Source organism: Streptomyces sp. NPDC024555 (genome assembly GCF_055559335.1).
Window position 1 is genome coordinate 183,070 of sequence record NZ_JBVHKV010000006.1, and the last position, 26,201, is coordinate 209,270.

At 71.5% G+C, this 26,201-nt stretch carries 21 protein-coding genes; 2 read left to right on the top strand and 19 right to left on the bottom strand.

The genetic code is table 11. The features are described from left to right. Nucleotides 1–38: 38 nt before the first annotated feature. Nucleotides 39–1,160: a mechanosensitive ion channel family protein gene (locus tag ACZ4FH_RS12360; protein ID WP_467304217.1), complete on the top strand. Its 1,122-nt coding sequence runs from the start codon at nt 39–41 to the stop codon at nt 1,158–1,160. Between the two features lie 25 nt (nt 1,161–1,185). Here ACZ4FH_RS12360 and ACZ4FH_RS12365 read toward each other — a convergent pair whose 3' ends face one another. The 5 genes from ACZ4FH_RS12365 to ACZ4FH_RS12385 form a co-directional block, all read right to left on the bottom strand. Next, the gene (locus ACZ4FH_RS12365; protein WP_383643542.1) at nt 1,186–2,772 is read right to left on the bottom strand and encodes a Na+/H+ antiporter; all 1,587 of its coding nucleotides are present in this window, start codon (nt 2,770–2,772) and stop codon (nt 1,186–1,188) included. A gap of 171 nt (nt 2,773–2,943) precedes the next feature. Beyond that, the gene (locus ACZ4FH_RS12370) at nt 2,944–3,426 is read right to left on the bottom strand and encodes a GNAT family N-acetyltransferase (RefSeq protein WP_467304218.1); all 483 of its coding nucleotides are present in this window, start codon (nt 3,424–3,426) and stop codon (nt 2,944–2,946) included. Continuing rightward, a complete protein-coding gene (locus ACZ4FH_RS12375) occupies nt 3,423–4,364 on the bottom strand; it encodes an RluA family pseudouridine synthase (protein ID WP_467304219.1) in 942 nt (313 codons plus the stop codon). The genes ACZ4FH_RS12370 and ACZ4FH_RS12375 overlap by 4 nt, the downstream gene beginning before the upstream one ends. Before the next feature lie 46 nt (nt 4,365–4,410). Next, complete coding sequence (gene lspA / locus ACZ4FH_RS12380) at nt 4,411–5,055, bottom strand: signal peptidase II (protein ID WP_467304220.1); 645 nt, start codon at nt 5,053–5,055, stop codon at nt 4,411–4,413. A gap of 56 nt (nt 5,056–5,111) precedes the next feature. Then, nucleotides 5,112–5,945, bottom strand: a complete 834-nt coding sequence (locus tag ACZ4FH_RS12385) for a TraR/DksA family transcriptional regulator (protein WP_467304221.1) — start codon at nt 5,943–5,945, stop codon at nt 5,112–5,114. Nucleotides 5,946–6,521: 576 nt separating this feature from the next. Between ACZ4FH_RS12385 and ileS the strand changes: the two genes are divergently transcribed. Continuing rightward, the gene (ileS, locus tag ACZ4FH_RS12390) at nt 6,522–9,671 is read left to right on the top strand and encodes an isoleucine--tRNA ligase (protein ID WP_467304222.1); all 3,150 of its coding nucleotides are present in this window, start codon (nt 6,522–6,524) and stop codon (nt 9,669–9,671) included. Nucleotides 9,672–9,854: 183 nt separating this feature from the next. On the opposite strand, the gene ACZ4FH_RS12395 is transcribed toward ileS, so the two are convergent. The 14 genes from ACZ4FH_RS12395 to ACZ4FH_RS12460 all read right to left on the bottom strand — a co-directional run bounded on the left by ACZ4FH_RS12395 (nt 9,855) and on the right by ACZ4FH_RS12460 (nt 26,197). Next, the gene (locus tag ACZ4FH_RS12395) at nt 9,855–10,979 is read right to left on the bottom strand and encodes a DivIVA domain-containing protein (RefSeq protein ID WP_383643524.1); all 1,125 of its coding nucleotides are present in this window, start codon (nt 10,977–10,979) and stop codon (nt 9,855–9,857) included. A gap of 49 nt (nt 10,980–11,028) precedes the next feature. Next, nucleotides 11,029–11,313, bottom strand: coding sequence for a YggT family protein (locus ACZ4FH_RS12400; protein ID WP_450680953.1), 285 nt, complete (start codon nt 11,311–11,313; stop codon nt 11,029–11,031). 69 nt (nt 11,314–11,382) lie between these two features. Then, nucleotides 11,383–12,000 (bottom strand): cell division protein SepF, encoded by a 618-nt coding sequence (locus tag ACZ4FH_RS12405; protein WP_467304225.1) that lies wholly within the window; start codon nt 11,998–12,000, stop codon nt 11,383–11,385. Between the two features lie 125 nt (nt 12,001–12,125). After that, on the bottom strand, nt 12,126–12,845 hold the full coding sequence (locus ACZ4FH_RS12410; protein ID WP_383643515.1) for a YggS family pyridoxal phosphate-dependent enzyme: 720 nt from the start codon (nt 12,843–12,845) through the stop codon (nt 12,126–12,128). A 6-nt stretch (nt 12,846–12,851) separates the two neighbouring features. Beyond that, a complete protein-coding gene (gene pgeF / locus ACZ4FH_RS12415) occupies nt 12,852–13,610 on the bottom strand; it encodes a peptidoglycan editing factor PgeF (protein WP_467304227.1) in 759 nt (252 codons plus the stop codon). After that, nucleotides 13,607–14,809, bottom strand: a complete 1,203-nt coding sequence (gene ftsZ / locus ACZ4FH_RS12420; protein ID WP_467304229.1) for a cell division protein FtsZ — start codon at nt 14,807–14,809, stop codon at nt 13,607–13,609. Before ftsZ ends, pgeF begins: the two co-directional genes overlap by 4 nt. A gap of 276 nt (nt 14,810–15,085) precedes the next feature. After that, nucleotides 15,086–15,880 carry a cell division protein FtsQ/DivIB gene (locus tag ACZ4FH_RS12425; protein ID WP_467304230.1) on the bottom strand — a complete coding sequence of 265 codons (795 nt, stop codon included), beginning with the start codon at nt 15,878–15,880 and terminating at the stop codon, nt 15,086–15,088. Between the two features lie 53 nt (nt 15,881–15,933). Beyond that, complete coding sequence (gene murG, locus ACZ4FH_RS12430; protein ID WP_383643504.1) at nt 15,934–17,028, bottom strand: undecaprenyldiphospho-muramoylpentapeptide beta-N-acetylglucosaminyltransferase; 1,095 nt, start codon at nt 17,026–17,028, stop codon at nt 15,934–15,936. 6 nt (nt 17,029–17,034) lie between these two features. Continuing rightward, a complete protein-coding gene (gene ftsW, locus ACZ4FH_RS12435; protein WP_467304231.1) occupies nt 17,035–18,480 on the bottom strand; it encodes a putative lipid II flippase FtsW in 1,446 nt (481 codons plus the stop codon). Between the two features lie 112 nt (nt 18,481–18,592). Then, complete coding sequence (gene murD, locus ACZ4FH_RS12440; RefSeq protein ID WP_467304451.1) at nt 18,593–20,020, bottom strand: UDP-N-acetylmuramoyl-L-alanine--D-glutamate ligase; 1,428 nt, start codon at nt 20,018–20,020, stop codon at nt 18,593–18,595. Beyond that, nucleotides 20,017–21,087, bottom strand: coding sequence for a phospho-N-acetylmuramoyl-pentapeptide-transferase (gene mraY, locus ACZ4FH_RS12445; protein WP_383643497.1), 1,071 nt, complete (start codon nt 21,085–21,087; stop codon nt 20,017–20,019). The genes murD and mraY overlap by 4 nt, the downstream gene beginning before the upstream one ends. Then, a complete protein-coding gene (locus ACZ4FH_RS12450) occupies nt 21,084–22,490 on the bottom strand; it encodes a UDP-N-acetylmuramoyl-tripeptide--D-alanyl-D-alanine ligase (RefSeq protein WP_467304233.1) in 1,407 nt (468 codons plus the stop codon). Before ACZ4FH_RS12450 ends, mraY begins: the two co-directional genes overlap by 4 nt. 4 nt (nt 22,491–22,494) lie before the next feature. After that, nucleotides 22,495–24,198, bottom strand: a complete 1,704-nt coding sequence (locus tag ACZ4FH_RS12455) for a UDP-N-acetylmuramoyl-L-alanyl-D-glutamate--2,6-diaminopimelate ligase (RefSeq protein ID WP_467304234.1) — start codon at nt 24,196–24,198, stop codon at nt 22,495–22,497. Between the two features lie 16 nt (nt 24,199–24,214). After that, nucleotides 24,215–26,197 (bottom strand): peptidoglycan D,D-transpeptidase FtsI family protein, encoded by a 1,983-nt coding sequence (locus ACZ4FH_RS12460; RefSeq protein ID WP_467304235.1) that lies wholly within the window; start codon nt 26,195–26,197, stop codon nt 24,215–24,217. Between the last annotated feature and the right edge of the window lie 4 nt (nt 26,198–26,201).

The window sequence follows — 26,201 nt, forward strand, 5'->3', positions numbered from 1 at the left end:
CCGGACAGGCCCCACGGCCGGGAGGAGAGAGCGACGGCATGGAGAACGTACTGCGCCCGGTGATCGTCCTCGGCGGAACCGCCGTGGTGACCCTGGTCGCGGGCTGGCTGCTGGACCTCCTGCTCAGACGGGCCGACGGCCGGCACCACGAGACCCCGCTCTGGGGACTCCTGCGGCGCTGCCGGATCCCGTTCCAGCTGACGCTGGCCACGGCCCTGCTGCGGGCGACGTACACCCACACCCGGCTCGACCTGGTCCTCGACCACCGCACCGGCATCGGCCAGCTCCTCACCCTGGTGCTGATCGGGGCGTCGGCCTGGCTGGTGGTGCGGATCGCCGTGGCGATCGTGGACTCGGTGTACGCGCGCTACGCGGCGAACACCCGGGACCCGGCGCGCGTGCGGCGGGTCCGGACGCAGGTGACGCTGATCCAGCGGGTGGTCATCGCGATCGTGACGACCGTCGCCGTCGCCGCGATGCTGCTCACCTTCCCCGCGATGCAGACGGTCGGCACCTCGATGCTGGCCTCGGCCGGACTGCTGGGCATCGTCGCCGGTGTGGCCGCCCAGTCCACCCTGGGCAATCTCTTCGCGGGCCTGCAGATCGCCTTCGGCGACATGGTGCGGATCGGCGACACCGTGGTGGTGGACGGCGAGTGGGGCACCATCGAGGAGATCACGCTGACCTTCCTCGCGGTGCGGACCTGGGACGAGCGGCGGATCACGATGCCGGTGTCCTACTTCACCAGCAAGCCCTTCGAGAACTGGTCGCGCGGCGGGGTCCAGATGACCGGTTCGGTCTTCTTCCACCTCGACCACGCGGCGCCGGTGGCCGCCATGCGCGAGCAGTTGCGCGACATCCTGGGCGAGTGCGCGGCCTGGGACGGCCGCGACTGGTCGCTGGCGGTCACCGACACCACGCCCTCCACGATCCAGGTGCGCGCGGTCGTGACGGCCAAGGACGCGAACGACATCTGGACGGTGCGCTGCGTGGTCCGGGAGCAGCTGATCGGCTGGCTGCGCGACCACCATCCGTACGCCCTGCCGAGGATCGCCACGGCCCCGGCGGCGCTGCCGGACACCGACGCCCGGCCGGGCGACCGGGGACCGTCCGAGAAGCCCGCGGGCTGGGGCCGCGCCCCGCGCACCGGCCGCGGTTGAAGGGGCCCGGCGGGCGGGTCCGGGGTCAGTGCAGGCTGCGGACGTCCAGCTGGCGCAGCACCCGGTCGACGACCTCGGGGTCGGCGCCGGCCTCGTTGCGGGCGGAGAGGACCGCGTGCCGGGCGGCCGACATCATCTCGCGCTGGACCCGGCCGACCGCCTTGAAGCGCTCCGCGCGCTGGGCGTACGCCTCGCGCCGTTCCTCGTCGACCATGTCCGGGCTGATCCGCGCCCCGACGTCGTAGGCCAGCCGCTGGATCCGCTCCACCATGTCCTCGGGGAAGTCCTCGACCTCCTGGATCTCCTTGAACCGCTGCCGGGCCGCCTTGGCGGCGCGGATCGCGAGGTCCCGCTCCAGCGCGGCCTCGGCCTCGGTGTCCGCGCGCACATGGAGCCGGCGCACCAGCCAGGGCAGGGTGAGGCCCTGGAAGACCAGGGTCACCATGATCACGACGAAGGCGATGAAGATGATCTCCTCGCGGCCGGGGAAGGGCTTCCCGTCGTCCGTGTGCAGCGGGATCGCCAGGGCCAGGGCGACCGAGGCCACCCCGCGCATCCCGGCCCACCACATGACGACGGTCTCCCGCCAGCCGGTGGGGATGTCCTCGCTGACGTCGCGGCGCCGGTGCAGCCGTTTGGCCAGCCAGGTCGCCGGGAGCAGATAGAGCAGCCGTACGCCGACGACGACCGCGCAGACGGCCAGGCCCCAGCCCACCATCTCCCAGCGGCGTCCGGCGGCCGTGCCGAAGACGTTGTGCAGTTCGAGGCCGATGAGGCCGAAGGCGACCCCGGTGACGAGGGTGTCGACGATCTCCCAGAAGGAGCGGCCGGTGAGCCGGCCGAGGACGTCGTCGGCGTCGGCGGTGTGCTCGGCGAGGAACAGCGCGGTGGTCAGGACGGCCAGCACGCCGGAGCCCATCAGCTCCTCGGCGAGCACATAGCTGACGAACGGCACGAGCAGGGTCAGCCCCACCTGGAGGGTGGCGTCGCCGAGCAGGCCCATGAGTTTGAGGGTGAGCCAGGCCAGGGCGAGCCCGACGGCCACGGCGACCACGGCGGAGAGCACCAGCAGCCCGAAGGCCTGGGGCAGCGAGAAGGTCCCGCTCACGGCCGCGGCGATCGCCACGTGGTAGAGCACGATCGCGGTGACGTCGTTGAAGAGCCCCTCGCCCTCCAGGATCGAGACGAGCCTGCGGGGCAGTCCGACCGAACCGGCGACGGCGGTGGCGGCGACCGGGTCGGGCGGGGCGACCAGCGCGCCGAGCGCCACGGCACCGGCCAGCGGCAGTCCGGGGACGATGCTGTCGGCCACCGCGGCCACCGCCGCCGTGGTGAGGAAGACCAGCGCCACGGCCAGCAGGAAGATCGGCCGTTTGTTGGAGGCGAACTGCCGCCAGGAGGTGCGCTGCACGGAGGCGTAGAGCAGCGGCGGCAGCAGCGCGGGCAGGATGATCTCGGGCGGCACGTCCACATTGGGCACGAAGCTGAGGAAGGCCATCACGACGCCCACCAGCGTCATCAGGACCGGCGCGGGCAGCCCGAGCCGGTCCCCGAGCGGCACCGTGACCAGGGCTCCGAGCAACAGCAGGAGCAACAGGGTCATCTGTTCCACGGGAGGCCTCCGGAGCACGCCGAACCCGGCCGCGGTGACCGGCCGGACTGGCATCACCCTGCCACGCGGGGCTCCGGATCCCGGTCACACCCCCTCGCGCCCCGGGACGCGCCGGTCGCTAGTGCCGCGGCAGTCAAGGTCTGCCCGGGGCGAACCTTGGCTGCCGCGGCACTACGCGTCGAGGACGCGGCGCATCGCCCGGTGCGCGATGCCCGCGTCCGGGAACTCCGGGCCGTACGCGACGTAGCCGAGCCGTTCGTAGAAGCCGAGCGCGTGCGTCTGGGCGTGCAGGTCGACGGCGGCGAGGCCGAGGCCGCGGGCGGCGTCCTCGATGGCCCGCACCAGCGCCGCGCCGACCCCGAGGCCGCGCGCCTCCCGGGTCACCGCGAGCCGGCCCAGCGAACCGACCGCGAGGTCGCCGCCGGTCCTGGACTCGGTGCCGGGGCCGTGCAGCAGCCGGCCGGTGCCGAGCGCCGTGCCGTCGGCCGCGACGGCCAGGACGTGCACCGCGCCGGCGTCGTAGGCGTCGTACTCGATCTCCTCGGGCACGTTCTGCTCACCCACGAAGACGTCCTTGCGGACCTGGAAGCACGCGGCGCGGTCCCGCTCGTCGGTGACCGTGCGGGTGGTGTACGCGAGGGGCGCAGCGGTCACGCGCTCTCCGCCGCGATCCGGTCCAGCGCCTGCTGGAGGTCCTCCGGGTACTGGCTGGAGAACTCCACCCACCGGCCGTCGGACGGATGCTCGAAGCCGAGCCGGACCGCGTGCAGCCACTGCCGGGTCAGCCCGAGGCGCTTGGCCATCGTGGGGTCGGCGCCGTAGGTGAGGTCGCCGACGCAGGGGTGGCGGTGGGCGGACATGTGCACCCGGATCTGGTGGGTGCGGCCGGTCTCCAGCTTGATGTCCAGCAGGCTGGCCGCGCGGTACGCCTCGATGAGGTCGTAGTGGGTCACCGAGGGCTTGCCGTCGGCGACGACCGCCCACTTGTAGTCGTGCTGGGGGTGGCGGCCGATGGGGGCGTCGATGGTGCCGCTCATCGGGTCCGGGTGGCCCTGGACCAGCGCGTGGTACTTCTTCTCGACGACCCGGTCGCGGAACTGGGCCTTCAGCAGGGTGTAGGCGCGCTCGGACTTGGCCACGACCATCAGCCCTGAGGTGCCGACGTCGAGCCGGTGGACGATGCCCTGGCGCTCGGCGGCGCCCGAGGTCGAGATCCGGTAGCCGGCCGCGGCGAGGCCGCCGATGACGGTGGTGCCGGTCCAGCCGGGGCTCGGGTGGGCGGCGACGCCGACCGGCTTCACGATCACGACGATGTCGTCGTCGTCGTGGACGATCTCCATGCCCTCGACGGGCTCGGCGACGATCTGCACCGGGGCGGGCGCCTGCGGCATCTCCACCTCCAGCCAGGCACCGCCGCGCACGCGCTCGGACTTGCCGACCACGGACCCGTCCACCTGCACCTTCCCGGCGGCGGCCAGCTCGGCGGCCTTGGTGCGGGAGAAGCCGAACATCCGGGAGATGGCGGCGTCGACGCGCTCGCCCTCCAGACCATCGGGGACGGGCAGGGTGCGGACCTCGGGTTGCGTACTCACCAGTCGAGTATGCCTTGCCCCCGCCCCTCCCCGTTCCCGGAGGTCGTCAGTCCTTGTGGACGGTCCCGTCGGGGTCCAGGCCCCTGAACGAGAGGAGAACGATCAGGATGCCGCCGCAGACGATCGCGGAGTCGGCCAGGTTGAAGACGGCGAAGTGCGCGGGGGCGATGAAGTCCACGACCGCGCCCCGGAAGACGCCGGGCGCCCGGAAGATGCGGTCGGTGAGATTGCCGAGCGCACCGCCGAGCAGCAGTCCTAGGGCGATCGCCCAGGGCAGGCTGTAGAGCTTGCGGGCCAGCCGGGCGATCACCACGATGACGGTCGCCGCGATGACCGTGAAGACGATGGTGTACGCCTCGCCCATGCCGAAGGCGGCCCCGGAGTTACGGAGCGCGTCCAGCTTGAGCCAGTCGCCGAGCAGTTCGACCGGCTCGTGGTGCTCCAGCTTCGCCACGACGACGAGCTTGCTGCCGAGGTCGATCAGATAGGCGAGCACGGCGACGCAGAAGAGCAGGATGATCCGCCGCCGACGCGTGGCGGGCGAGCGGTCGACCGCCTCCCCGCCGTCCTGTCCCTCCGGTGCGGCGGCCTCCGGGGACGCGTGCGGGCCGGCCTGTTCGGGCCCGGCCCCTTCGCGTCCCTCGGCCTCGGGGGTGTCCGGCGTATCGATGATGCGCTCCGCCTCTGCCACGTGAATCCCTCAACCTCGTTCCGACTGAGGACGAGGGTACGGCACGGCCGCGCGGATCAGCCGCGTCGCTCCTGTTTCTGTTTGTCCTCGACACAGAGCGTGGCGCGGGGGAACGCCTGCATCCGCGCCTTGCCGATCGGCTTGCCGCAGATCTCGCACAGGCCGTAGGTGCCCGCGTCGAGCCGGGCCAGCGCCCGCTCGGTCTGCTCCAGCATCTCCTGGGCGTTGGCGGCGAGCTGCATCTCGTGCTCGCGGGTGATGTTCTTGGTGCCGGTGTCCGCCTCGTCGTCGCCCGCGCCGTCCCCGGAGTCCCGCATCAGCCCGGCCAGGGCCTGGCCCGAGGCCTCCAGCTCACTGCGCAGGCGGGTGATCTCGCCGGTCAGCCCGGTGCGGGCCTCCGCGACCTCCTCGGGCGTCCAGGGATCCTCGCCCGGCCGTACGGCCAGCTCCTCCGGGGCCGTCGCGGCCCTGGCCGGGGGCACGGGCGCCGTGCTCCGGTCGGCCGTGCGGGTCCTGGCCGGGCTCTTCTTGGCTACCACCGTGTGGGCTCCCGTCTGCTCGGCGGCCTCGGCCGCCCCCGTGGCCGCCTCGGCGGCCTCCTTCGAGGCGGTCCGGGCTGTGCTCCGGCCCGCCGCGGTCCTCTTCCCGGCCGCGGTGCTCCCCGCGGCCTTCTTCGCGGAGTCCGCGGTCTTCTTCGCGGTCTTCGCGGTCTTCTTCGTCGTCTTCTTCGCGGCCGTCTTCTTCGCGGCCGTCCTCTTCGCGGTCCTCTTCGTGGTGCCGGTGGCCGCGGCGGTCTCTCCCGGGGTCGGGTCCGCGGCCTCCCCGGGCGCTCCGGCCACGTCCCGCGGCTCGGTCCCCGCCTTCGCGTCGGACGTCTTCTTCGCCACCATGGCCGCGGCCCCTTCACGCAGTGTGATCTTGCTCGCGAGTCGTGCTGGGACGATAAGTCGACCCCAGCCCCGCGGCAACGGGGCACGCCGCCGCATCGCCCCTCCCCGTCCGTGGACCTCCGCGCGCCTGAAAGCGTTGTGCCCAGCTCCCCGCCCGGTAATCCGCCTTCCGCCCTCCCGCCGGACCCCGTCCGGACCCGGCCGGGCCGCCCCTGGCCATTCGGGTCACGCGGCGGCGGGGAAATCCGGTCGGCCCGGTGTCCCGCGGGCCCTTACACTGGGCTCAGCGAGAGGCGTGGATGGGACGAGTAGCGTCGTACGCAGCCAGGAGCGACCCGGGGACGGTGGAAGCCCGGGGGCGAGCGCGTCGTGAAGATCACCCCGGAGCCGCCGGAAGAACGCCCGGGACCGTGGGACTCCCCCACCGGCCCCGGAGCCAGTAGAACCGGCTTCGCACCCCAATGAGGGGGTCTCGGGCGCACAGCCCGCGGCCAAGGAGGGTGGTACCGCGGGTTCCGGCGACGGTTCTCGTCCCTCCGACGGAAGGTGAAGACGTCCGCCGGAGGAAGCCCGCCCATGACATCGCCGCAGTACCACCAGGTACCCGCCCAGGTAGACCTGCCCGCGCTCGAACACGCCGTGCTCGACTTCTGGCGCGAGAACAAGATCTTCGCGCGGAGCCTCGAACAGTCCGAGGGCCGCCCCGAATGGGTCTTCTACGAGGGTCCGCCCACGGCCAACGGCATGCCGGGCGCCCACCACATCGAGGCCCGCGTCTTCAAGGACGTCTTCCCCCGCTTCCGCACCATGCAGGGCTACCACGTGGGCCGGAAGGCCGGCTGGGACTGCCACGGGCTGCCGGTCGAGCTGGCGGTCGAGAAGGAGCTGGGCTTCAACGGCAAGAAGGACATCGAGGCGTACGGCATCGCCGAGTTCAACGCCAAGTGCCGCGAGTCCGTGACCCGGCACACCGACGCCTTCGCCGAGCTGACGACCCGTATGGGCTACTGGGTCGACCTGGACGACGCCTACCGCACGATGGACCCCGAGTACGTCGAGTCCGTGTGGTGGTCGCTGAAGGAGATCTTCACCAAGGGCCTGCTGGTCCAGGACCACCGGGTCGCCCCCTGGTGCCCCCGCTGCGGCACCGGCCTGTCCGACCACGAGCTGGCCCAGGGCTACGAGACGGTCGTCGACCCCTCGGTCTTCGTCCGCTTCCCCCTGACCTCCGGCCCGCTGGCCGGCGAGGCCGCGCTGCTGGTCTGGACGACGACCCCGTGGACCCTGGTCTCCAACACGGCCGTCGCCGTGCACCCCGAGGTCGAGTACGTCGTCGCGACGAACGGCGAGGAGAAGCTCGTCGTCGCCCGCCCGCTGGTCGAGAAGGCGCTCGGCGAGGGCTGGGAGCCGACCGGGCAGACCTTCACCGGCCGCGAGATGGAGCGCTGGACGTACCAGCGCCCGTTCGCCCTGCTCGACTTCCCGGCGCCCGCGCACTACATCGTCAACGCCGAGTACGTGACGACCGAGGACGGTACGGGTCTGGTCCACCAGTCCCCCGCCTTCGGCGCCGACGACCTCGTGGTCTGCAAGGCGTACGGCCTGCCCGTCGTCAACCCGGTCCGCCCCGACGGCACCTTCGAGGAGGACGTGCCGCTGGTCGGCGGGGTCTTCTTCAAGAAGGCCGACGAAACGCTCACCGAGGACCTCGACGCCCGCGGACTGCTCTTCCGCCACGTCCCGTACGAGCACAGCTACCCGCACTGCTGGCGCTGCCACACCGCGCTGCTCTACTACGCGCAGCCGTCCTGGTACATCCGTACGACCGCGATCAAGGACCGTCTCCTCCAGGAGAACGAGAAGACCAACTGGTTCCCGGACTCGGTCAAGAACGGCCGCTACGGCGACTGGCTGAACAACAACATCGACTGGGCGCTGTCCCGCAACCGCTACTGGGGCACCCCGCTGCCCATCTGGCGCTGCGAGGACGACCACCTCACCTGCGTGGGCTCGCGCGCCGAGCTGTCGGAGCTGACCGGCACCGACCTCTCCGCGCTCGACCCGCACCGCCCGTTCATCGACGAGATCACGTTCACCTGCTCGCACGAGAACTGCCAGCTGGAGGCGTACCGCGTCCCGGAGGTCATCGACGCCTGGTACGACTCGGGCTCGATGCCGTTCGCGCAGTGGGGCTACCCGTACAAGAACAAGGAGATCTTCGAGAGCCGCTACCCGGCGCAGTTCATCTCGGAGGCCATCGACCAGACCCGCGGCTGGTTCTACACGCTGATGGCGGTCGGCACCCTGGTCTTCGACAAGTCGTCCTACGAGAACGTGGTCTGCCTGGGCCACATCCTCGCCGAGGACGGCCGGAAGATGTCCAAGCACCTGGGCAACATCCTCCAGCCGATCCCGCTCATGGACCAGCACGGCGCCGACGCGGTCCGCTGGTTCATGGCGGCCGGCGGCTCCCCCTGGGCGGCACGCCGCGTCGGCCACGGCACGATCCAGGAGGTCGTCCGCAAGACGCTCCTCACGTACTGGAACACGGTCGCCTTCCAGGCGCTGTACGCCCGTACGTCGAACTGGGCGCCCTCGGCGGCCGACCCGGCCCCGGCCGACCGCACGGTCCTGGACCGCTGGCTGCTCAGCGAGCTGAACGCCCTGGTCGACCAGGTCACCGAGGCGCTGGAGGGCTACGACACCCAGCGCGCCGGCAAGCTGCTGTCCGCGTTCGTCGACGACCTGTCCAACTGGTACGTCCGCCGTTCGCGCCGCCGCTTCTGGCAGGGCGACAAGGCGGCGCTGCGCACGCTGCACGAGGTCGTCGAGACGGTGACCCGGCTGATGGCCCCGCTGACCCCGTTCCTCACCGAGCGGGTCTGGCAGGACCTGGTGGTGCCGGTCGTCCCGGACGCGCCGGCCTCCGTCCACCTCTCCTCCTGGCCGAAGGCCGACCCGGCGGCCGTCGATCCGGCCCTGTCCACGCAGATGGCCCTGGTGCGCCGCCTGGTCGAGCTGGGACGGGCCACGCGCGCCGAGTCGGGCGTCAAGACCCGCCAGCCGCTCTCCCGCGCCCTGGTCGCCGTCTCGGGCTTCGAGACCCTCTCCCCCGAGCTGCACGCCCAGATCACGGAGGAGCTGAACGTCTCCTCGCTGGCCTCGCTCTCCGAGGTCGGCGGTTCGCTGGTCGACACCACCGCCAAGGCGAACTTCCGGGCGCTCGGCAAGCGCTTCGGCAAGGGCGTCCAGGCCGTGGCCAAGGCCGTGGCGGAGGCCGACGCGGCGGCGCTGTCGCTCGCCCTGCGCGAGGGCACGGCGGCGGTCGAGGTCGACGGGGAGCGGGTCACCCTCGCCCCGGACGAGGTCATCATCACGGAGACCCCGCGCGAGGGCTGGTCCGTCGCCTCCGACTCCGGTGCCACCGTCGCCCTGGACCTGGAGATCACCCCGGAGCTGCGTCGCGCCGGACTGGCCCGTGACGCGATCCGGCTGATCCAGGAGGCCCGCAAGAACAGCGGCCTGGACGTGGCGGACCGCATCGCCGTCCGCTGGGCGTCCACGTCGCCCGCGACGACGGAGGCCCTGACCGAGCACGCGCCCCTCATCGCCGATGAGGTGCTGGCCCTGGACTACGCCGAGGGCGAGGCCGACGACACGTACGGCACCCCGTTCGAGGACGAGGGTCTGTCCCTGACGTTCCGCCTCCGCAGGACCGAGGCGTAACCCGCACCCCGAGGGGCCCGGCCGGACACGTTCCGGCCGGGCCCCTCCCCGTTCCCCGCCCCGTCTCCTCGACCAGCGGGGGCAGCGCGCCCGGCGGCACGCAAAAGGGCCGGGCCCCGGGGAAAACCCCGGGGCCCGGCCCTCAGCCTGCCGACGGCTACGCGCTCACCGCGCGCAAGCCGGTCAGTTGTCGTCCTCGTCGATGAGGAACCCGCGCATCGGCGACGGAGCCTGCTGCATCGGCTGCGGCGCCTGCGGCCGCACCGGTGCCATCGGCTGCGTCATCGCGGGCGTCATCTGCTGCTGACCGCCGTAGGACGGACCGCCGCCCATGGACGGGTTGCCGCCCATCGGCTGGTTGCCGTGGTTGCCGCCCATGGTGTGACCCATGGCGCCCGCACCGGCCGGAGCCAGCGAGGGCGACGGCGGCAGCGACGCGGCGGCCGGGGTGCGCGGCGGGGCCAGCGAGTCGTCCGCCTGGGTCTCCAGCTGACGCAGCTGGCTCTCCAGGTAGGACTTCAGACGCGTGCGGTACTCGCGCTCGAAGCCGCGCAGGTCCTCGACCTTGCGCTCCAGCGTCGCACGGGCCGACTCCAGCGAGCCCATCGCCACGCGGTGCTTCTCCTGCGCGTCCCGCTCCAGCGCGTCGGCCTTGGCGCGGGCGTCCCGCTCCAGGCCCTCGGCGCGGCTGCGCGCCTCGCCGACGATCTTGTTGGCCTCGGAACGGGCCTCCGCGATCGCCTGGTCGGCGGTCTGCTGGGCCAGCGAGAGGACACGGGCGGCGCTGTCGCCACCGGGACCCTGCTGCTGCATCTGCGGCGGCTGCTGCATCTGCTGCATCTGCTGCTGCGGGTTGTGACCGCCCATGGGACCGCCCATCGGGCCGCCCATGGGTCCACCCTGCATCGGGCCGGGGCCGTGCGGGCCCTGCGGACCGGGGCCGTGCGGGCCCTGGGGACCGTGACCGCTGGGACCGGCGGGCAGCTGCGGAGCACCACCGGGCAGCTGGGGGGGACCCATCTGCGGGGGCTGCTGCTGGACCGGCGGACCCGATATGGCGGCGGGCACCGGGGCACCGGGACGGTCCTGCGGCTCCGGCTTCCGCATGCCCTGCTGCTGCTGGTTCTGCGCGGCGGCACGCGTGGCGGCGGCCAGCTTGGCGCGCAGGTCCTCGTTCTCACGGAGCAGGCGGGTCAGCTCGGACTCGACCTCGTCGAGAAAGGCGTCGACCTCGTCCTCGTCGTAACCCTCCCGTAGGCGGACCGTCGTGAACTGCTTGTTCCGCACGTCCTCGGGGGTCAGCGGCATCTCTTCTTCACCTCTACGTAGTCGTCGGCAGTCGGCAGGACCGTATCGCTCACACGCTGGTCACGATGCTGATCAGAATGGAAACGATGATCATCAGAACGAAGAAGGACAGGTCGAGTGCCACGCCCCCTAGACGCAGCGGCGGGATGAACCGCCGCAGGAGCTTGAGCGGTGGATCGGTGACCGTGTACGTGGCCTCCAGCACGACCACCATCGGCTTGCCCGGCTGCCATGAACGTGCGAACTGGAAGACGTAGTCCATGACCAGCCGGAAGATCAGCACGATGAGGAAACACATCAACGCGATGTAGACAACACTTTGTGCGACGCCCATCCTCGCGCTTCCCTCTCCCCTGACTCGTAGCTCCGGCCTCCCGGCCGGTTCGTTCCCGGTGTCGTGTTCTCAGCTCTGGTTGAAGAATCCGCCCTCTGCGATGCGGGCCTTGTCCTCCGCCGTGACATCGACGTTAGCAGGCGACAACAGGAACACCTTCTGCGTCACACGTTCAATGCTGCCATGGAGACCGAAGACGAGTCCCGCGGCAAAGTCGACAAGTCGCTTTGCATCCGTATCGTCCATCTCCGTGAGATTCATGATCACCGGAGTGCCCTCACGGAAGTGTTCCCCGATGGTACGGGCCTCGTTGTACGTCCGGGGGTGCAGCGTGGTGATGCGGTACGGCTCCCGCTCGGACACGACCTTGGGCATGATCACCGGTGCGTTCTTCTCCAGGTTCGGGCGTTCAGGTGTGATGGATGCCACGGGTGCGATCCGGGCGGGTCGCTCTCTCTCCGCGGGGATCTGGACCGGCTCCCGCTGGGCCGGCGGCTGGACCGCGCGGACCGGCTCCTCCCGATCCCGGTCCCGCTCCACCTGGTGCGCGGGCTGATGCCGGCGCCGGTCGCGCTCGGGCTCCGGCTCGGGTTCGAATTCGTCGTCGGGGTCGAACCCCGGACCGTCGTACCCATCGTCCTCCACGAGGCCGAGGTAGACCGCCATCTTGCGCATCGCGCCGGCCATGCTCTGAGTCCTCCGCTCTGTGGTGGATCGGCTTCTGTCACCAAGTGCCCGCGATCCACTTCGGCCTGCCCGCCATGGGCGGTAATGACCATATTTTCTGCTGTGGTCCGACCTGCTTGGCGACGTTACCCGAGCCCGGGGCGTACTCCGAGTACCGCAGTACCGACGCGTAGATGTGTCGCTCCGGCCGCCACCGCTTCCTCGAGGTCCGCACTCATTCCTGCAGAGACCATGTTCGCAGCCGGATGGTTCCCGCGCAGCCGGGATGAGAATTCCATCAGCCGGTCGAAGGCGGCCCGTTGCCGTCCGGCGAACGGACCGGCGAGCGGCGCGACCGTCATCAGCCCGTCGAGCCGCAACCCGGGCGCGTCGGCGATCGCGTCGGCCAACTCGCCGATCCCGTCGGGCCCGACCCCGCCGCGCTCACCGCGCTGTCCGCTCTCGGCGTCGAGCGCGACCTGGACGAGACAGCCGAGTTCGCGCCCGGCGCGCACGGCGGCGGCCGAGAGCGCGGTCACCAGCTTCGTACGGTCGACGGATTGCACGACATCGGCATAACCGACCACCGAACGAACCTTGTTGGTCTGCAATTGACCGACAAAGTGCCATCTGAGGGACAGATCCGCACATGCACCGGCCTTGGGCGCGGCGTCCTGGTCACGATTCTCCGCGACATGACGCACACCGAGTTCATGCAGGATTCGCACATCGCTCGCCGGGTAGGTCTTGGTGACCACGATGAGCGTCACCTCTTCCCGTTTGCGACCGGCGGCGGCGCAGGCGGAAGCGATGCGTTCCTCCACCTGTGCCAGGTTCGCGGCGAGTTGCTGCTTGCGTTCCGTCATGCCCTATCAGTCCAACCAGACATATCCGGCGAGCCGCCCGGTGGTGCGGTCGCGTCGGTACGAGAAGTGGTCAGCGGATTCGAGCGTGCACACCGGCGAGGACCGCCGGTCGGTGACGCCGAGTTCCGCGAGCTGGGCGAGGACTCCGCCGGTCACGTCCACGGCCGGGGTGCCCCAGCTGGTCTCGGACCATGCGGCGGGGACCTCGGCGGCGACCGCGTCGCGCATCACGGCCGGCACCTCGTAGCACCGGCCGCAGACGGCGGGCCCGGTGCGGGCGATGATCCGGGCGGGATCGGCGCCGAGTCCGGTCATGGCCCCGACCGCCGCCGGCACGACCCCGGCGAGCAGTCCCGGACGGCCCGCGTGTGCGGCTGCGACGACTCCGGCGACCGGATCGGCGAGCAGAACGGGAGTGCAGTCGGCGGTGAGCACCGCGAGCGCGAGTCCGCGCCGGGTGGTCACCAGCGCGTCGACCGCGGGGATCTCGCGGTCCTCGCCCCAGGGGCCGTCGACGACGGCGACGTCCCGGCCGTGCACCTGGTTCATCCAGACGACCCGGACCGGGTCGAGTCCGCGCGCCCGCGCGGCCCGCTCCCGGTTGGCGAGAACGGCGGCGGGGTCGTCACCGACCGCGCCGCCGAGATTGAGCTCCGCGTACGGAGCGGCGCTCACCCCGCCCCACCTGTCGGTGAAGGAGAAGTGAGCGCCGCCTTCCGAAGAAACAGAATCCTTCGCGTTCACAGCGTGGTGCGGACCTATCACTTCAAGAAGTCCGGGACGTCCAGCTCTTCGGCCTGGGAGTCCTGGTAGGGCCGGGCCGGCGGGACGACCGGCGGGATGTGCGTCTCGTGCGCCACCGGAACCGGCTCGGGCTGGACCGGCGGCTCCTCGCGCGGCGGGACCGAACCCAGTCCGCCGCTCTGGCGCACGGGCTCGGCGGCCCGGACCGGCGGGGCCGGCTCCTCGCGCTTGGCGGAGGCCGAGCCCAGGACGTTGTCCCGGCGGGCCGGCGGCTGTCCGCCGTCGAATCCGGCCGCGATCACGGTGACCCGGACCTCGTCGCCGAGCGCGTCGTCGATGACCGCGCCGAAGATGATGTTGGCCTCCGGGTGCGCCGCCTCGCTCACCAGCTGGGCGGCCTCGTTGATCTCGAAGAGACCGAGGTCGCTGCCGCCGGAGATGGAGAGCAGGACACCGCGGGCGCCGTCGATGGACGCCTCCAGGAGCGGCGAGGAGATCGCCATCTCCGCGGCGGCCACCGCGCGGTCGTCGCCGCGGGCCGAGCCGATGCCCATGAGCGCCGATCCGGCCTCGGACATGACCGACTTGACGTCGGCGAAGTCGAGGTTGATCAGACCCGGGGTGGTGATGAGGTCGGTGATGCCCTGGACACCCGAGAGCAGGACCTGGTCGGCCGACTTGAACGCGTCGAGCACGCTCACCTGGCGGTCCGAGATGGACAGCAGCCGGTCGTTCGGGATGACGATGAGGGTGTCGACCTCTTCGCGGAGCTCGGCGATGCCGTCCTCCGCCTGGTTGGCGCGGCGCCGGCCCTCGAAGGTGAACGGGCGGGTGACCACACCGATCGTCAGGGCGCCGAGCGAGCGCGCGATGTTGGCGACGACGGGTGCGCCACCGGTGCCGGTGCCGCCGCCCTCGCCCGCGGTGACGAAGACCATGTCGGCCCCCTTGAGGACCTCCTCGATCTCCTCACGGTGGTCCTCTGCCGCCTTGCGACCGACGGCCGGGTTCGCCCCGGCGCCCAGGCCCCGGGTGAGTTCACGGCCGACGTCGAGCTTGACGTCGGCGTCGCTCATCAACAGCGCCTGTGCGTCCGTGTTGATCGCGATGAACTCGACGCCCTTGAGGCCGACCTCGATCATTCGGTTGATGGCATTGACACCACCGCCGCCGACACCGATGACCTTGATGACTGCGAGGTAGTTCTGCGGTGCTGCCACGTCGAAGGCCTCTCGCCTCGAGTTACGTGTCGTCGCTTCGCGGTGGTCCCGCCGCGACGACGGATGCCGATTGGGACGGTCCGAATGCCGACCCGAACCCTAACCTTGAAGTTTAGGGTTACCAGTGTGTCTGCTTCATGGACTCTTCCGAACAGGACACTAAGTCGACAAGTGGCGCCCGTTCAACGAACACGCCGAACCTCCCGTTTTTCTTTTCACCCTATGTGATCACCCGTAGCGCTGACCAACCAGGGTGCTGGCCAGGACGAATACACGTCAACTGCTTGACACCGCGGGGGCGGTGGGCGCACTCACGTCGAAGTGTCCCGCTTTGGGAGAAGCTTTCATGAGCGCGGTGAGGACCTTCGCCTTCACCACACCTTCTTCACCGCTCCCCCAGAACACCGTGCGGTCCCCGGAGAGTTCCAGGGAGACCGCGTCGTACGAGGCGACCCGCACGACCCGGGTGTCCTCGGCGACCCCGTCGGGGAGATCGCCGGCGACCCGGACCGCCTCCCGCACCAGCCGGTCACTGCCGAAGCGGCGCAGGCTCGCGGACTGATCGGGGGTCAGTTCCAGCAGGGGCACGCGCCCGGGGGCCTTGTCCACCGTCGCGAAACGCACACCTTCGGCGTCCACTTCGACGAACTTCGTCCCCTTTTTCACCAACAGGACCGGCTGTCGTTCGGTCACTTTAAGTCCGATGCCGTGCGGCCATGACCGAACGACATCCACCGAATCGATACGAGGCAACTTCTGGCGCAACCGGTCGGCGACGGCACCGGTGTCCACGGAGAGGAGCGGGGCCCCCATCGGCACCGCGGCCGCGGCCTCCACCTCGTCCGGCGCGAGCACGTCGAGCCCGGTGATCCTGACCTGTTCGGTGCGGAACCAGGAGGAACCGTAGAGCGCCCAGACCGTGCCCGCGCCGAGCAGCAGCACGGCGGCCGCGCTCACGATCAGCAGGGTGCGCCGGGACATCCGGCGCACCCGGGGTCCCGCGCCCGGCGGGCCGTCCGGGGTCTCCTGCTGCTGCCCTGCACCGCGCTGGGCGGTCGTCGGTCCGGCCACGCTCGCTCCTTACGCGGGGCCCGGGGGTGTCGGCACCCCCGGACCCGTCCGCCTCACGCGCCTCGGCGCGAGGCAATCGCCTCGTACACCATGCCGACCAGAAGGTCGTCGGCGTCCCTGCGGCCGAACTCGGCGGCGGCGCGGGACATTTCGTACAACCGGTGCGGATCGGCCAGGACCGGGAGGACGTTGCCCTGCACCCACTCGGGAGTGAGCGCCGCGTCGTCCACCAGCAGGCCACCGCCGGCGTTGACCACCGGCTGGGCGTTGAGCCGCTGTTCGCCGTTGCCGATGGGCAGCGGGACGTAGGCGGCGGGCAGCCCGACGGCGGAGAGTTCGGCGACGGTCATCGCGCCCGCGCGGCAGAGCATCATGTCGGCCGCGGCGTACGCGAGGTCCATCCGGTCCACGTACGGTACCGGGATGTAGGGCGGCATCCCGGGCATGTTGTCGGCGCGCGGCAGTTCGTTCTTCGGGCCGACCACGTGCAGGATCTGGATGCCCGAGCGCTGGAGCAGCGGAGCGACCCGCTGGACCACCTCGTTGAGGTGGCGGGCGCCCTGCGAGCCGCCGGAGACCAGCAGCGTGGGCAGGTTGGGGTCGAGGCCGAAGGCGGCGCGCGCCTCCGGGCGGACCCGGGCCCGGTCCAGGGTGGCGATGGTGCGGCGCAGCGGAATGCCGATGTAGCGGGCACCGCGAAGCTTGCTGTCCGGGGTGGACACGGCGACGCCGTGCGCGTACCGCGAGCCGATCTTGTTGGCCAGGCCGGGCCGGGCGTTGGCCTCGTGGACCACGATCGGCACTCCGGCGCGCTTGGCGGCGAGATAGCCGGGCAGGGCCACGTAGCCGCCGAAGCCGACCACGCAGTCCGCCTTGGTGCGCTCCAGGATCTGCTCGGCGGCCTTGATCGTGCCGCGCAGCCGGCCCGGGACGGTGATCAGCTCGGGCGTGGGCTTGCGGGGCAGCGGCACGGCCGGGATCAGGGCGAGTTCGTACCCCCGCTCGGGTACGAGCCTGGTCTCCAGTCCGCGCTCCGTGCCGAGGGCGGTGATGCCCACGCTCGGGTCCTGCCTGCGCAGGGCGTCCGCGAGGGCCAGCGCGGGCTCGATGTGGCCGGCGGTCCCCCCACCGGCGAGTACGACATGCACCGAAATTCACCGCTCTCCGGACGGACGCTTCTTGACGCGCCGTCTCATCGTCTTCCATCTCACCCCGGGCCTCCGCGTGGCCAGGGCCGCCTTGGCGGCGGGATCCGCTCGCGCGAACGCGATCAGCAGCCCGACTGCGAACATGGTCGGCAGCAGGGCCGACCCCCCGTACGAGAACAGCGGGAGCGGGACACCGGCGATCGGCAGCAGACCGAGCACCGCACCGATGTTGATCACGGCCTGGGCCGTGATCCAGGTGGTCACACCTCCCGCCGCGTACCTCACGAAGGGGTCCTCCGTGCGTCCGGCCACGCGGATACCCGCATAGCCTAGAGCCGCGAAGAGGGCGAGTACCGACAGCGTCCCCGCCAACCCCAGTTCCTCCCCGGTGATGGCGAAGATGAAGTCGGTGTGCGGTTCGGGAAGTTGGCCCCATTTTTCCACACTTGCACCGAGTCCGGAACCGAACCATCCGCCCGATGCCAGAGCGTAGATGCCGTGCACGGCCTGCCAGCAGGAGCCCCCCGGACCGGGCTCGCTGGCTCCCATGCAGTCCAGCCGGGACATCCGGTTCGGACTGGTCTTGATCAGCAGGAACGCGACCGCTCCGGCGACGGCGAGCACCCCCGCGAACAGCCGGGTGGGCGCCCCGGCCAGCCAGAGCAGGCCGAACAGCACGGCCGTGAGAATGATCGCAGTGCCCATGTCACCGCCGAGCATGATCAGCCCGAGCAGCATGAAGGCGACCGGGACCAGCGGGACCAGCAGGTGCTTCCACTGGGTCAGCAGCCTCTTGTCCTGTTTGCGGGCCAGCAGATCGGCCCCCCACAGCACCAGGGCGAGCTTGCCGAACTCGCTGGGCTGGAGCTGGAAGGGCCCGCCCAGGTAGAGCCAGTTCCGGTTGCCGTTGACCGACATCCCTATCCCCGGCACCTGGACCAGCACCATCAGGAAGACCGCGCCCATCAGCAGCGGATACGACAGGGCCCGGTGCAGCTTGACCGGCATCCGGGCGGCCACCGCCATCAGTCCGGCGCCGATCACCGCGGCGAGGAACTGCTTGCGGAAGAAGTACGTGCCCGGTTTGTCGAGTTCCAGCGCCTTGATCATCGAGGCGGAGTAGACCATCACGAGCCCGAGCACGGTGATCAGCAGCCCGGCGCCCAGGATGAGGTAGTACGCCGTCAGCGGGCGGTCCCAGGCCCGCCGCAGCCGCTCGTGGAACCGCCGCACCCCGCCGCCCCGGGGCGAGCGGGAGCCGCCGGAGGCCCTGGAGCGGACCGCGGAGGGACGCCGGGGTCCGGCCGCGGCGGGACGCACGCGCAGCGCTTCACCGGCCCGGAGCGGGGCTCCCCCGGTCGCGAGGAGGGGCGGTCGCGGCGCCCGGCCGAACGCCGGATGCGCTCGTGAGCGGTCTGCGCCGGGTGCGGCGGAGCTCTCGTCGGCCGGCATGGTCCCTGTCCCCTCCACTGCTCGTGCCCGGGGCTCCGGCGCCGGGGCCGGGCCCCGCGCAGCCGCACCGTCCCGGTGGTCCCGGGACGGTGCGGCGTGGAGGCCGGGCCCGTCAGGCGTTCTCGGCGGCCAGCGCGCGGACGGCGTCCGCGAAGGCCTCGCCCCGCTTGTTGTAGTTGACGAACATGTCCATCGAGGCGCAGGCCGGGGCCATCAGTACGGTGTCTCCCGGCCGGGCGAGCCGTGCCGCCTCGCGGACCGCCTCGGACATCGCCCCAGTGTCGGTCCGGTCGAGGTCGGTCACCGGGACCTCGGGCGCGTGTCGCGCGAGGGCTTCGCGGATCAGGGCGCGGTCGGCGCCCATCAGGACGACGCCCCTCAGCCGCCCGGCGCACCCCTTGACCAGCTCGTCGAAGGTGGCGCCCTTGGCGAGGCCGCCGGCGATCCAGACGATCGGCTCGTAGGCCGCGAGGGACGCCTCGGCGGCGTGGGTGTTGGTGGCCTTGGAGTCGTCGACGTACGCGACCCCGGCGACGTCCGCGACGTGCTCGATGCGGTGCGGGTCGGGGCGGAAGGCCCGCAGCCCGTCGCGCACGGCGGTCGGCGGCACGCCGAAGGCGCGGGCCAGCGCGGCGGCGGCCAGCGCGTTGGCGATGTTGTGCGGGGCCGGCGGGTTCACGTCCGCGACCTCGGCCAGCTCCTGGGCCTGCTTCTGGCGGTTGGCCACGAAGGCCCGGTCGACGAGGATGCCGTCGACCACGCCGAGCTGGGAGGGGCCTGGGGTGGCGAGGGTGAAGCCGATCGCCCGGCAGCCCTCCTCGACGTCCGCCTCCCGCACCAGGTCCTCGGTGGCCCGGTCCGCCGCGTTGTACACGCAGGCGACCGTGTTGCCCTCGTAGATCCGGCCCTTGTCGGCGGCGTACGCCTCCATGGAACCGTGCCAGTCGAGGTGGTCGGGGGCCAGGTTGAGGACGGCCCCGGAGTGGGCGCGCAGCGAGGGCGCCCAGTGCAGCTGGTAGCTGGAGAGTTCGACGGCCAGGACGTCGTACGTCTCCTCGCCGAGCACGGCGTCCAGCAGCGAGACGCCGATGTTGCCGACGGCGGCGGTGCGCAGCCCGGCGGCCTCCAGGATGGAGGCGAGCATCCGGACGGTCGTGGTCTTGCCGTTGGTGCCGGTGACCGCGAGCCAGGGTGCGGGCTTCCTCCCGTCCTGTCCGCGCAGCCGCCAGGCGAGTTCGACGTCGCCCCAGACCGGGACGCCCGCCTCGGCGGCCGCGGCGAACAGCGGCTTGTCGGGCCGCCAGCCGGGGGCGGTGACGACGAGTTCGGTGGACTCCGGCAGGGTGGCGCCGTCGCCGAGGCGCACGGCGATGCCCTGCGCCTCCAGCTCCGCCGCCTGGGCGCGGGAACGTTCGTCGTCGCCGTCGTTGACCACGGTCACGACGGCGCCGAGGCCGTGCAGCACCCGGGCCGCCGGGATCCCGGAGACCCCGAGTCCGGCGACCGTGACGCGCTTGCCCCGCCAGTCCACGTTGCTCACTTCTTGGCTGCCCATCCTGCGTAGAAGAGGCCGAGGCCGACGATGACGCACATGCCCTGGATGATCCAGAAGCGGACCACCACAAGGACCTCGGACCACCCCTTGAGTTCGAAGTGGTGCTGGAGCGGGGCCATCCGGAAGACCCGCTTGCCGGTCATCTTGAACGAACCGACCTGGATGACGACGGACATCGTGATCATCACGAAGAGGCCGCCGAGGACCGCCATCAGGAATTCGGTGCGGGAGCAGATCGCGAGGCCGGCCAGGGCGCCGCCGAGGGCCAGCGAACCGGTGTCCCCCATGAAGATCTTGGCGGGCGAGGTGTTCCACCAGAGGAAGCCGAAGCAGGCGCCCATCAGCGCGGAGGCCACGACCGCCAGGTCGAGCGGGTCTCTCACCTCGAAGCAGGCGCTCGGGTTGGTGAGGGTGGCGGCGTTGGCGCAGGACTCCTGGAACTGCCAGAGGCCGATGAAGGTGTACGCGCCGAAGACCATCACCGAGGCACCGGTGGCCAGGCCGTCCAGACCGTCCGTCAGGTTCACGCCGTTGGACATGGCGAGGATCATGAACAGCGCCCAGACGACGAAGAGCACCGGGCCGATCGACCAGCCGAAGTCCTCGACGAAGGAGAGCTTGTCGGAGGCCGGGGTGTTGCCGCGGGCGTCGGCGAACTGGAGCGAGAGCACCGCGAAGGCGATGCCCACGATCAGCTGGCCGGCCATCTTGGCCTTGGCGCGCAGACCCAGCGACCGCTGCTTGACGATCTTGATGTAGTCGTCGAGGAAGCCGACCAGGCCCATGCCGGTCATCAGGAAGAGGACCAGCACACCGGAGAAGCGCATGTCCTCGCCGGTGATCACCTTGGCCAGGACGTACGCCATGATCGTCGCCAGGATGAAGGCGATGCCGCCCATGGTGGGCGTGCCCTTCTTCGATCCGTGGGTGCGCGGGCCGTCGTCCCGGATGAACTGCCCGTATCCCTTGCGGGCCAGGAGCTTGATCAGCAGCGGGGTGCCGACCAGGGTCAGGAAGAGCCCGATGGCCCCCGCGAAGAGGATCTGCCTCATCGGCCCGCGACCTCGCCCTCGGTCGCGCTCTCCAGCAGTGCCGTTACCACCTGCTCCAGGCCGACCGACCGGGACGCCTTCACCAGCACGACGTCTCCCGGGCGCAGTTCCCTGCGCAACAGGTCGACGGCAGCCTGTGCGTCGGACACAAGCACCGACTCCTCACCCCACGAACCCTCGTTGTATGCGCCCAGTTGCAGCCAGGAGGCCTCTCGGCCCCCGACCGCGACGAGCTTGCTGACGTTGAGCCGGACGGCGAGCCGTCCGACCGCGTCGTGCTCGGCGAGCGAGGCGTCGCCGAGCTCGGCCATCTGGCCGAGCACCGCCCACGTACGACGCCCCTTCCCCATGGCGACCAGCGCACGCAGTGCGGCCTTCATGGATTCGGGGTTGGCGTTGTAGGCGTCATTGACGAACGTCACGCCGTCCGGACGCTCGGTGACCTCCATGCGCCAGCGGGAGAGGGTGCCCGCCTCGGAGAGCGCAACGGCGATCTCGTCTGCGGACAGGCCCAACTCATGGGCGACGGCGGCCGCGGCGAGCGCGTTCGACACGTGGTGCTCACCGTACAGGCGCATGGTCACATCGCTGCACCCGGTGGGTGTGTGGAGGCGGAAGGCGGGGCGTCCGTCCGCGGTGAGGCGCACGTCTTCGCCCCGTACGTCCGCATCCGCGGCTTCGCCGAAGAGGACCACCCGGGCCTTGGTGCGGGAGGACATGGCGCGGACGAGGGGGTCGTCGGCGTTGAGGACGGCGACGCCGTCCTCGGGGAGGGACTCGACCATCTCCCCCTTGGCCTGGGCGATCTGCTCCTTGCCGCCGAACTCGCCGATGTGCGCGCTGCCGACGTTGAGGACGAGGCCGACGCGCGGGGGGACGAGGCCGGTGAGGTAGCGGATGTCCCCGATGTAGCGGGCGCCCATCTCCAGGACCAGGTGCTGGGTCTCGGCGGTCGCGCGCAGCGCGGTGAGCGGCAGGCCGATCTCGTTGTTGAGGTTGCCCGCCGGGTAGACGGTGGGGCCCTTGCGCTCCAGGAGCTGGGCGATGAGGTCCTTGGTGGAGGTCTTGCCGGCGGAGCCGGTGAGCGCGACGACGGTGCTGCCGAGGCGCTCGACGACGGACCGGGCGAGCGCGCCGAGCGCCGCCACCACGTCGTCGACGACGATCGCGGGGACGCCGACCGGGCGGGTGGCCAGGACGGCGGCCGCGCCCGCCTCGACGGCGCGCGCCGCGTATTCGTGGCCGTCGACGCGTTCGCCGGCGAACGCGGCGAAGAGGCTGCCTTGCTTCACCTCCCGGGAGTCGATGACGACGGGTCCGCTGACGGTGACGGCCGGATCCGGTATGTCGTGCGGCTGCCCGCCGACGATGTCCGCGATCTCGGCGAGGGAAAGGGCGATCACTTGGTCATCCCTGACTGTTGTTCTCGTGGGTGGCGTTCTCGTGGCCCCGGGACCGCTCGATGGCCTCGCGCAGGACCAGCCGGTCGTCGAAGGGGCGGACCACTCCGTGGATGTCCTGGCCCTGCTCGTGGCCCTTGCCGGCGATCAGCACGGTGTCACCGGGTCCGGCGCGGCGGACGGCGGCGGCGATGGCGGCGGCCCGGTCGGCGTCGACCAGGACGTCGCCGCGTTCGTGCACGGGGACGTCGGCGGCGCCGGCGAGCATGGCGGCGAGGATGCCCAGCGGGTCCTCGGAGCGCGGGTTGTCGGAGGTGAGCACGGCGGTGTCGGCGAGCCGGGCCGCCGCCGCGCCCATCGGGCCGCGTTTGGTGGTGTCGCGGTCGCCGCCGCAGCCGAGGACGATGTGCAGCCGGCCCTTGGTGACCTTGCGCAGTGAGCGCAGCACCGATTCGACGGCGTCCGTCTTGTGCGCGTAGTCGACGAGGGCCAGGTAGGGCTGTCCGGCGTCGACGCGCTCCAGCCGGCCGGGCACCCCGGGGACGGCGGCGATGCCGTCGGCGGCGGTCTGCGGGTCGACGCCCGCGACGGCCAGCGCGACGATCGCCGCGAGGGTGTTGGCGACGTTGAAGGGGCCGGGCAGTGGGGAGGCGGCGGCGATCCGCTCGCCCCCGGGCCCGACCGCGGTGAAGGTGGAGCCGAGCTGTCCGACCCGGACGTCGTCGGCGCGCCAGTCGGCGTCCGGGTGGCCCTCGGCGGAGAAGGTGGTGACCGGGACGGTCGCCTCGGTGATCAGCCGGCGGCCGTACGCGTCGTCGTGGTTGACGACGGCCCGCCGGCTGCGCTGCGGGGTGAACAGCCGCGCCTTGGCCTGGAAGTAGTCCTCCATGCCGGAGTGGAACTCCATGTGCTCCGGGCTGAGGTTGTTGAAGACCGCGACGTCGAAGACGCAGCCGTCGACCCGGCCGAGCATCAGGGCGTGGCTGGAGACCTCCATCGTCACCGCGTCCACGCCGCGTTCGCGCATCACCGCGAACAGGGCCTGGAGGTCGGTGGCTTCGGGCGTGGTGCGCTCGGACTTGATGCGCTCGTCGCCGATGCGGGTCTCCACCGTGCCGATGAGGCCGGTGGCGCGGCCGGCGCCGCGGAAGCCGCCCTCGATCAGATAGGCGGTGGTGGTCTTGCCGGAGGTGCCGGTGATGCCGACGCGGAGCAGGTCCGCGCCGGGGTGGCCGTAGATCTCGGCGGCGAGTTCGCCCATCCGGCCGCGCGGGTCCTCGACGACGAGCGCCGGGAGTCCGGTGGCGGCGGCGCGCTCGGCGCCGGCCGGGTCGGTGAGGATCGCGGCGGCACCGAGACCGGCGGCCTGGCCGGCGAAGTCGGCGCCGTGCAGCCGGGCGCCGGGCAGGGCCGCGTAGACGTCCCCGGGGCGTACCGCACGGGAGTCGTGGGTGATGCCGGTGACGTCGCCGGTGCCCGGTGGTTCTACTCCCAGCAGCTCTGCCAGGGTGACCAGGGAGGTCGGCCGCAGTCGTTCCGGGCGGGGCGCTCCCGGGTAGTTCACAGGGGCGTCCTTCGGGGTGGTTCGGGACTGTTCAGCGTGGGGCACGGCGGTGAGCGTACCGGGCGCACCCGGCCTCTCGCGAAGTGAGGGGGCAGGGGGGCGGGGGTTCCCGTTCCGGTTCCCGGGGTCGGGGGTGATGGTTGTCACTGGTGGTCTCCGCGCGTTACTCGCCGGGTTTGAAGGACACCGGCAGCCGGGCCGGTTCGCTGCCCGAGGGGGCTGTCTGGAGCGTTTTCAGCGCGAACTCCATGACCTGCTTGTAGATGGGTCCGCAGATCTGGCCGCCGAAGTGGCCGCCGCTGGTGGGGTTCTGGATGGCGCAGTACACGGTGATCTGGGGGTCGTCGGCGGGGGCGAATCCGGCGAACGAGGCGGTGTAGCCGTGGTAGCCGCCGCGCACCGGGTCGACCCGGTTGGCCGTACCGGTCTTTCCGGCGACCCGGTAGCCGGGGATCTTCGCCTTGGTGCCGGTGCCCTCCTCGTCGCCGACCACGGACTCCAGCATGGTGGCGAGGGTCTTGGCGGTCTTCTCGCTGACGACGCGGGTCTGCTCGGGCGCGTCGGCGGCGGTGAAGCGGCCGTCGGGGCCCTTGGTGCCGCGGACGAGGGTCGGTTCGATCCGGACCCCGCCGTTGGCGATGGTCGAGTAGATCGAGGCGGCCTGCATGGCGTTGAGGGAGAGTCCCTGGCCGAAGGGGATCGTGTACTGCTGCGAGACCGACCAGTCCTGCGGTTTGGCGAGGATGCCGGGGGTCTCGCCGGGGTAGTCGAGTCCGGTCGGTGAGCCGATGCCGAACTTGCGCAGGTAGGAGTAGAGCACCTTGTTGGCCTCGGGCTGGGTCTTCCCGAGCTGTCCGGTGGCGAGGATGGTGCCGATGTTGCTGGACTTGGCCAGGACGCCGTTGAGCGTGAGGTACCAGGTGATGTGGTCGATGTCGTCCTTGAAGAGCCGGTCGCCGCGGTGCAGCCGGTTGGGCACGGTGACATGGGTGAGGGGGGTGGCGGCCCCCTCCTCCAGGACGGCGGCCATGGACATGACCTTGCTGGTGGAGCCGGGTTCGTAGGCGTCCTGGAGGGCCGCGTTGCCCAGGGAGGCGCTGTCGGCGCCGGAGAGGTCGTTGGGGTCGAAGCCGGGCGCGTTGGCCATGGCGAGGACCTCGCCGGTGCGGGTGTTCTGGACGACGACGTAGCCCCGGTCGGCCTTCGACTTCTTCACCTGGTCGGCGATGGCCTTCTGGGCGGCCCACTGGATGTCGCGGTCGATGGTCAGCTCGATGTCGGAACCGGCCACGGCCGGAACCTCCTTGGTGCCCGCGGTGGGCACCCGGCGGCCGCCGGACTGGGCGTACTTGATCGTGCCGTCCTGGCCCGCGAGCTCCTTGTCCAGCTGCGATTCCAGGCCGCCGGCGCCCTTGCCCTCGGCGTTGACGTAGCCCAGTATCCCGGCGGCGAGTCCCCCGTTGGGGTAGACGCGCCTGGTGGTGGGCTCCTGGAAGACCCCGGCCAGCACATTGGCGCCGGGGCCGCCGGCCGCCTTGTCCTTCTGCGCCTTCTCGGCGAAGACGGACTTGAGGTCCTTGATCTGCTTCCAGACCTGCGGGGTCTGCCGGCGGGCGAGCACGGCGTACCGGCTCTTCGGCTTGGAGAGCTTCGCGGCCAGCCCGGCCGCGTCGGTCCCGAGGATCGGCGCGAGCAGCGACGCGGCCTGCTGGGGCGCGTCGGGGGCCTTGCTGTCCTCGGGCGTGAACATCTTGGGGTCGGCGGTGATGTCGTACGCGTCGACGCTGGTGGCCAGCGCGATGCCGCTGCGGTCGGTGATCTCGCCGCGCTCGGCGGCCACCGTGTAGCTCAGATAGCGGTTCTTCTCGGCCTTCGCGGCGTACGCCCCGGCGTCCACGGCCTGGACCTGCAGGAGCCGGACGACGAACGCGATCATGACGAGCGTCAGGGCGAGGCTGACCAGCCGCAGCCGGGGCCGCGGGCTGCCGAGGCGCAGCGGGCGGGAGGAGCGGGGTGCCTGCCCGGCGCGGCCGCGCGGGGCGGGCGCGGGCCGCCGGCGCGGTTCGGGCCGTCCGGAGCGGGGCGCGGCGCCGCGCGGGCGGGCCGGGCCGGGGACCCTGCGGCGCGGTGGTTCCTTGGAGGGCACTGCG

Bases quoted from the DNA above. Each gene is read 5' to 3' on its own strand.
- ACZ4FH_RS12360 (WP_467304217.1), top strand. From the start codon at position 39: ATGGAGAACGTACTGCGCCCGGTGATCGTCCTCGGCGGAACCGCCGTG.
- ACZ4FH_RS12385 (WP_467304221.1), bottom strand. From the start codon at position 5,945: ATGGTGGCGAAGAAGACGTCCGACGCGAAGGCGGGGACCGAGCCGCGG.
- ileS (WP_467304222.1), top strand. From the start codon at position 6,522: ATGACATCGCCGCAGTACCACCAGGTACCCGCCCAGGTAGACCTGCCC.
- ACZ4FH_RS12395 (WP_383643524.1), bottom strand. From the start codon at position 10,979: ATGCCGCTGACCCCCGAGGACGTGCGGAACAAGCAGTTCACGACGGTC.
- ACZ4FH_RS12400 (WP_450680953.1), bottom strand. From the start codon at position 11,313: ATGGGCGTCGCACAAAGTGTTGTCTACATCGCGTTGATGTGTTTCCTC.
- ACZ4FH_RS12405 (WP_467304225.1), bottom strand. From the start codon at position 12,000: ATGGCCGGCGCGATGCGCAAGATGGCGGTCTACCTCGGCCTCGTGGAG.
- ACZ4FH_RS12410 (WP_383643515.1), bottom strand. From the start codon at position 12,845: ATGACGGAACGCAAGCAGCAACTCGCCGCGAACCTGGCACAGGTGGAG.
- ftsW (WP_467304231.1), bottom strand. From the start codon at position 18,480: ATGCCGGCCGACGAGAGCTCCGCCGCACCCGGCGCAGACCGCTCACGA.
- mraY (WP_383643497.1), bottom strand. From the start codon at position 21,087: ATGAGGCAGATCCTCTTCGCGGGGGCCATCGGGCTCTTCCTGACCCTG.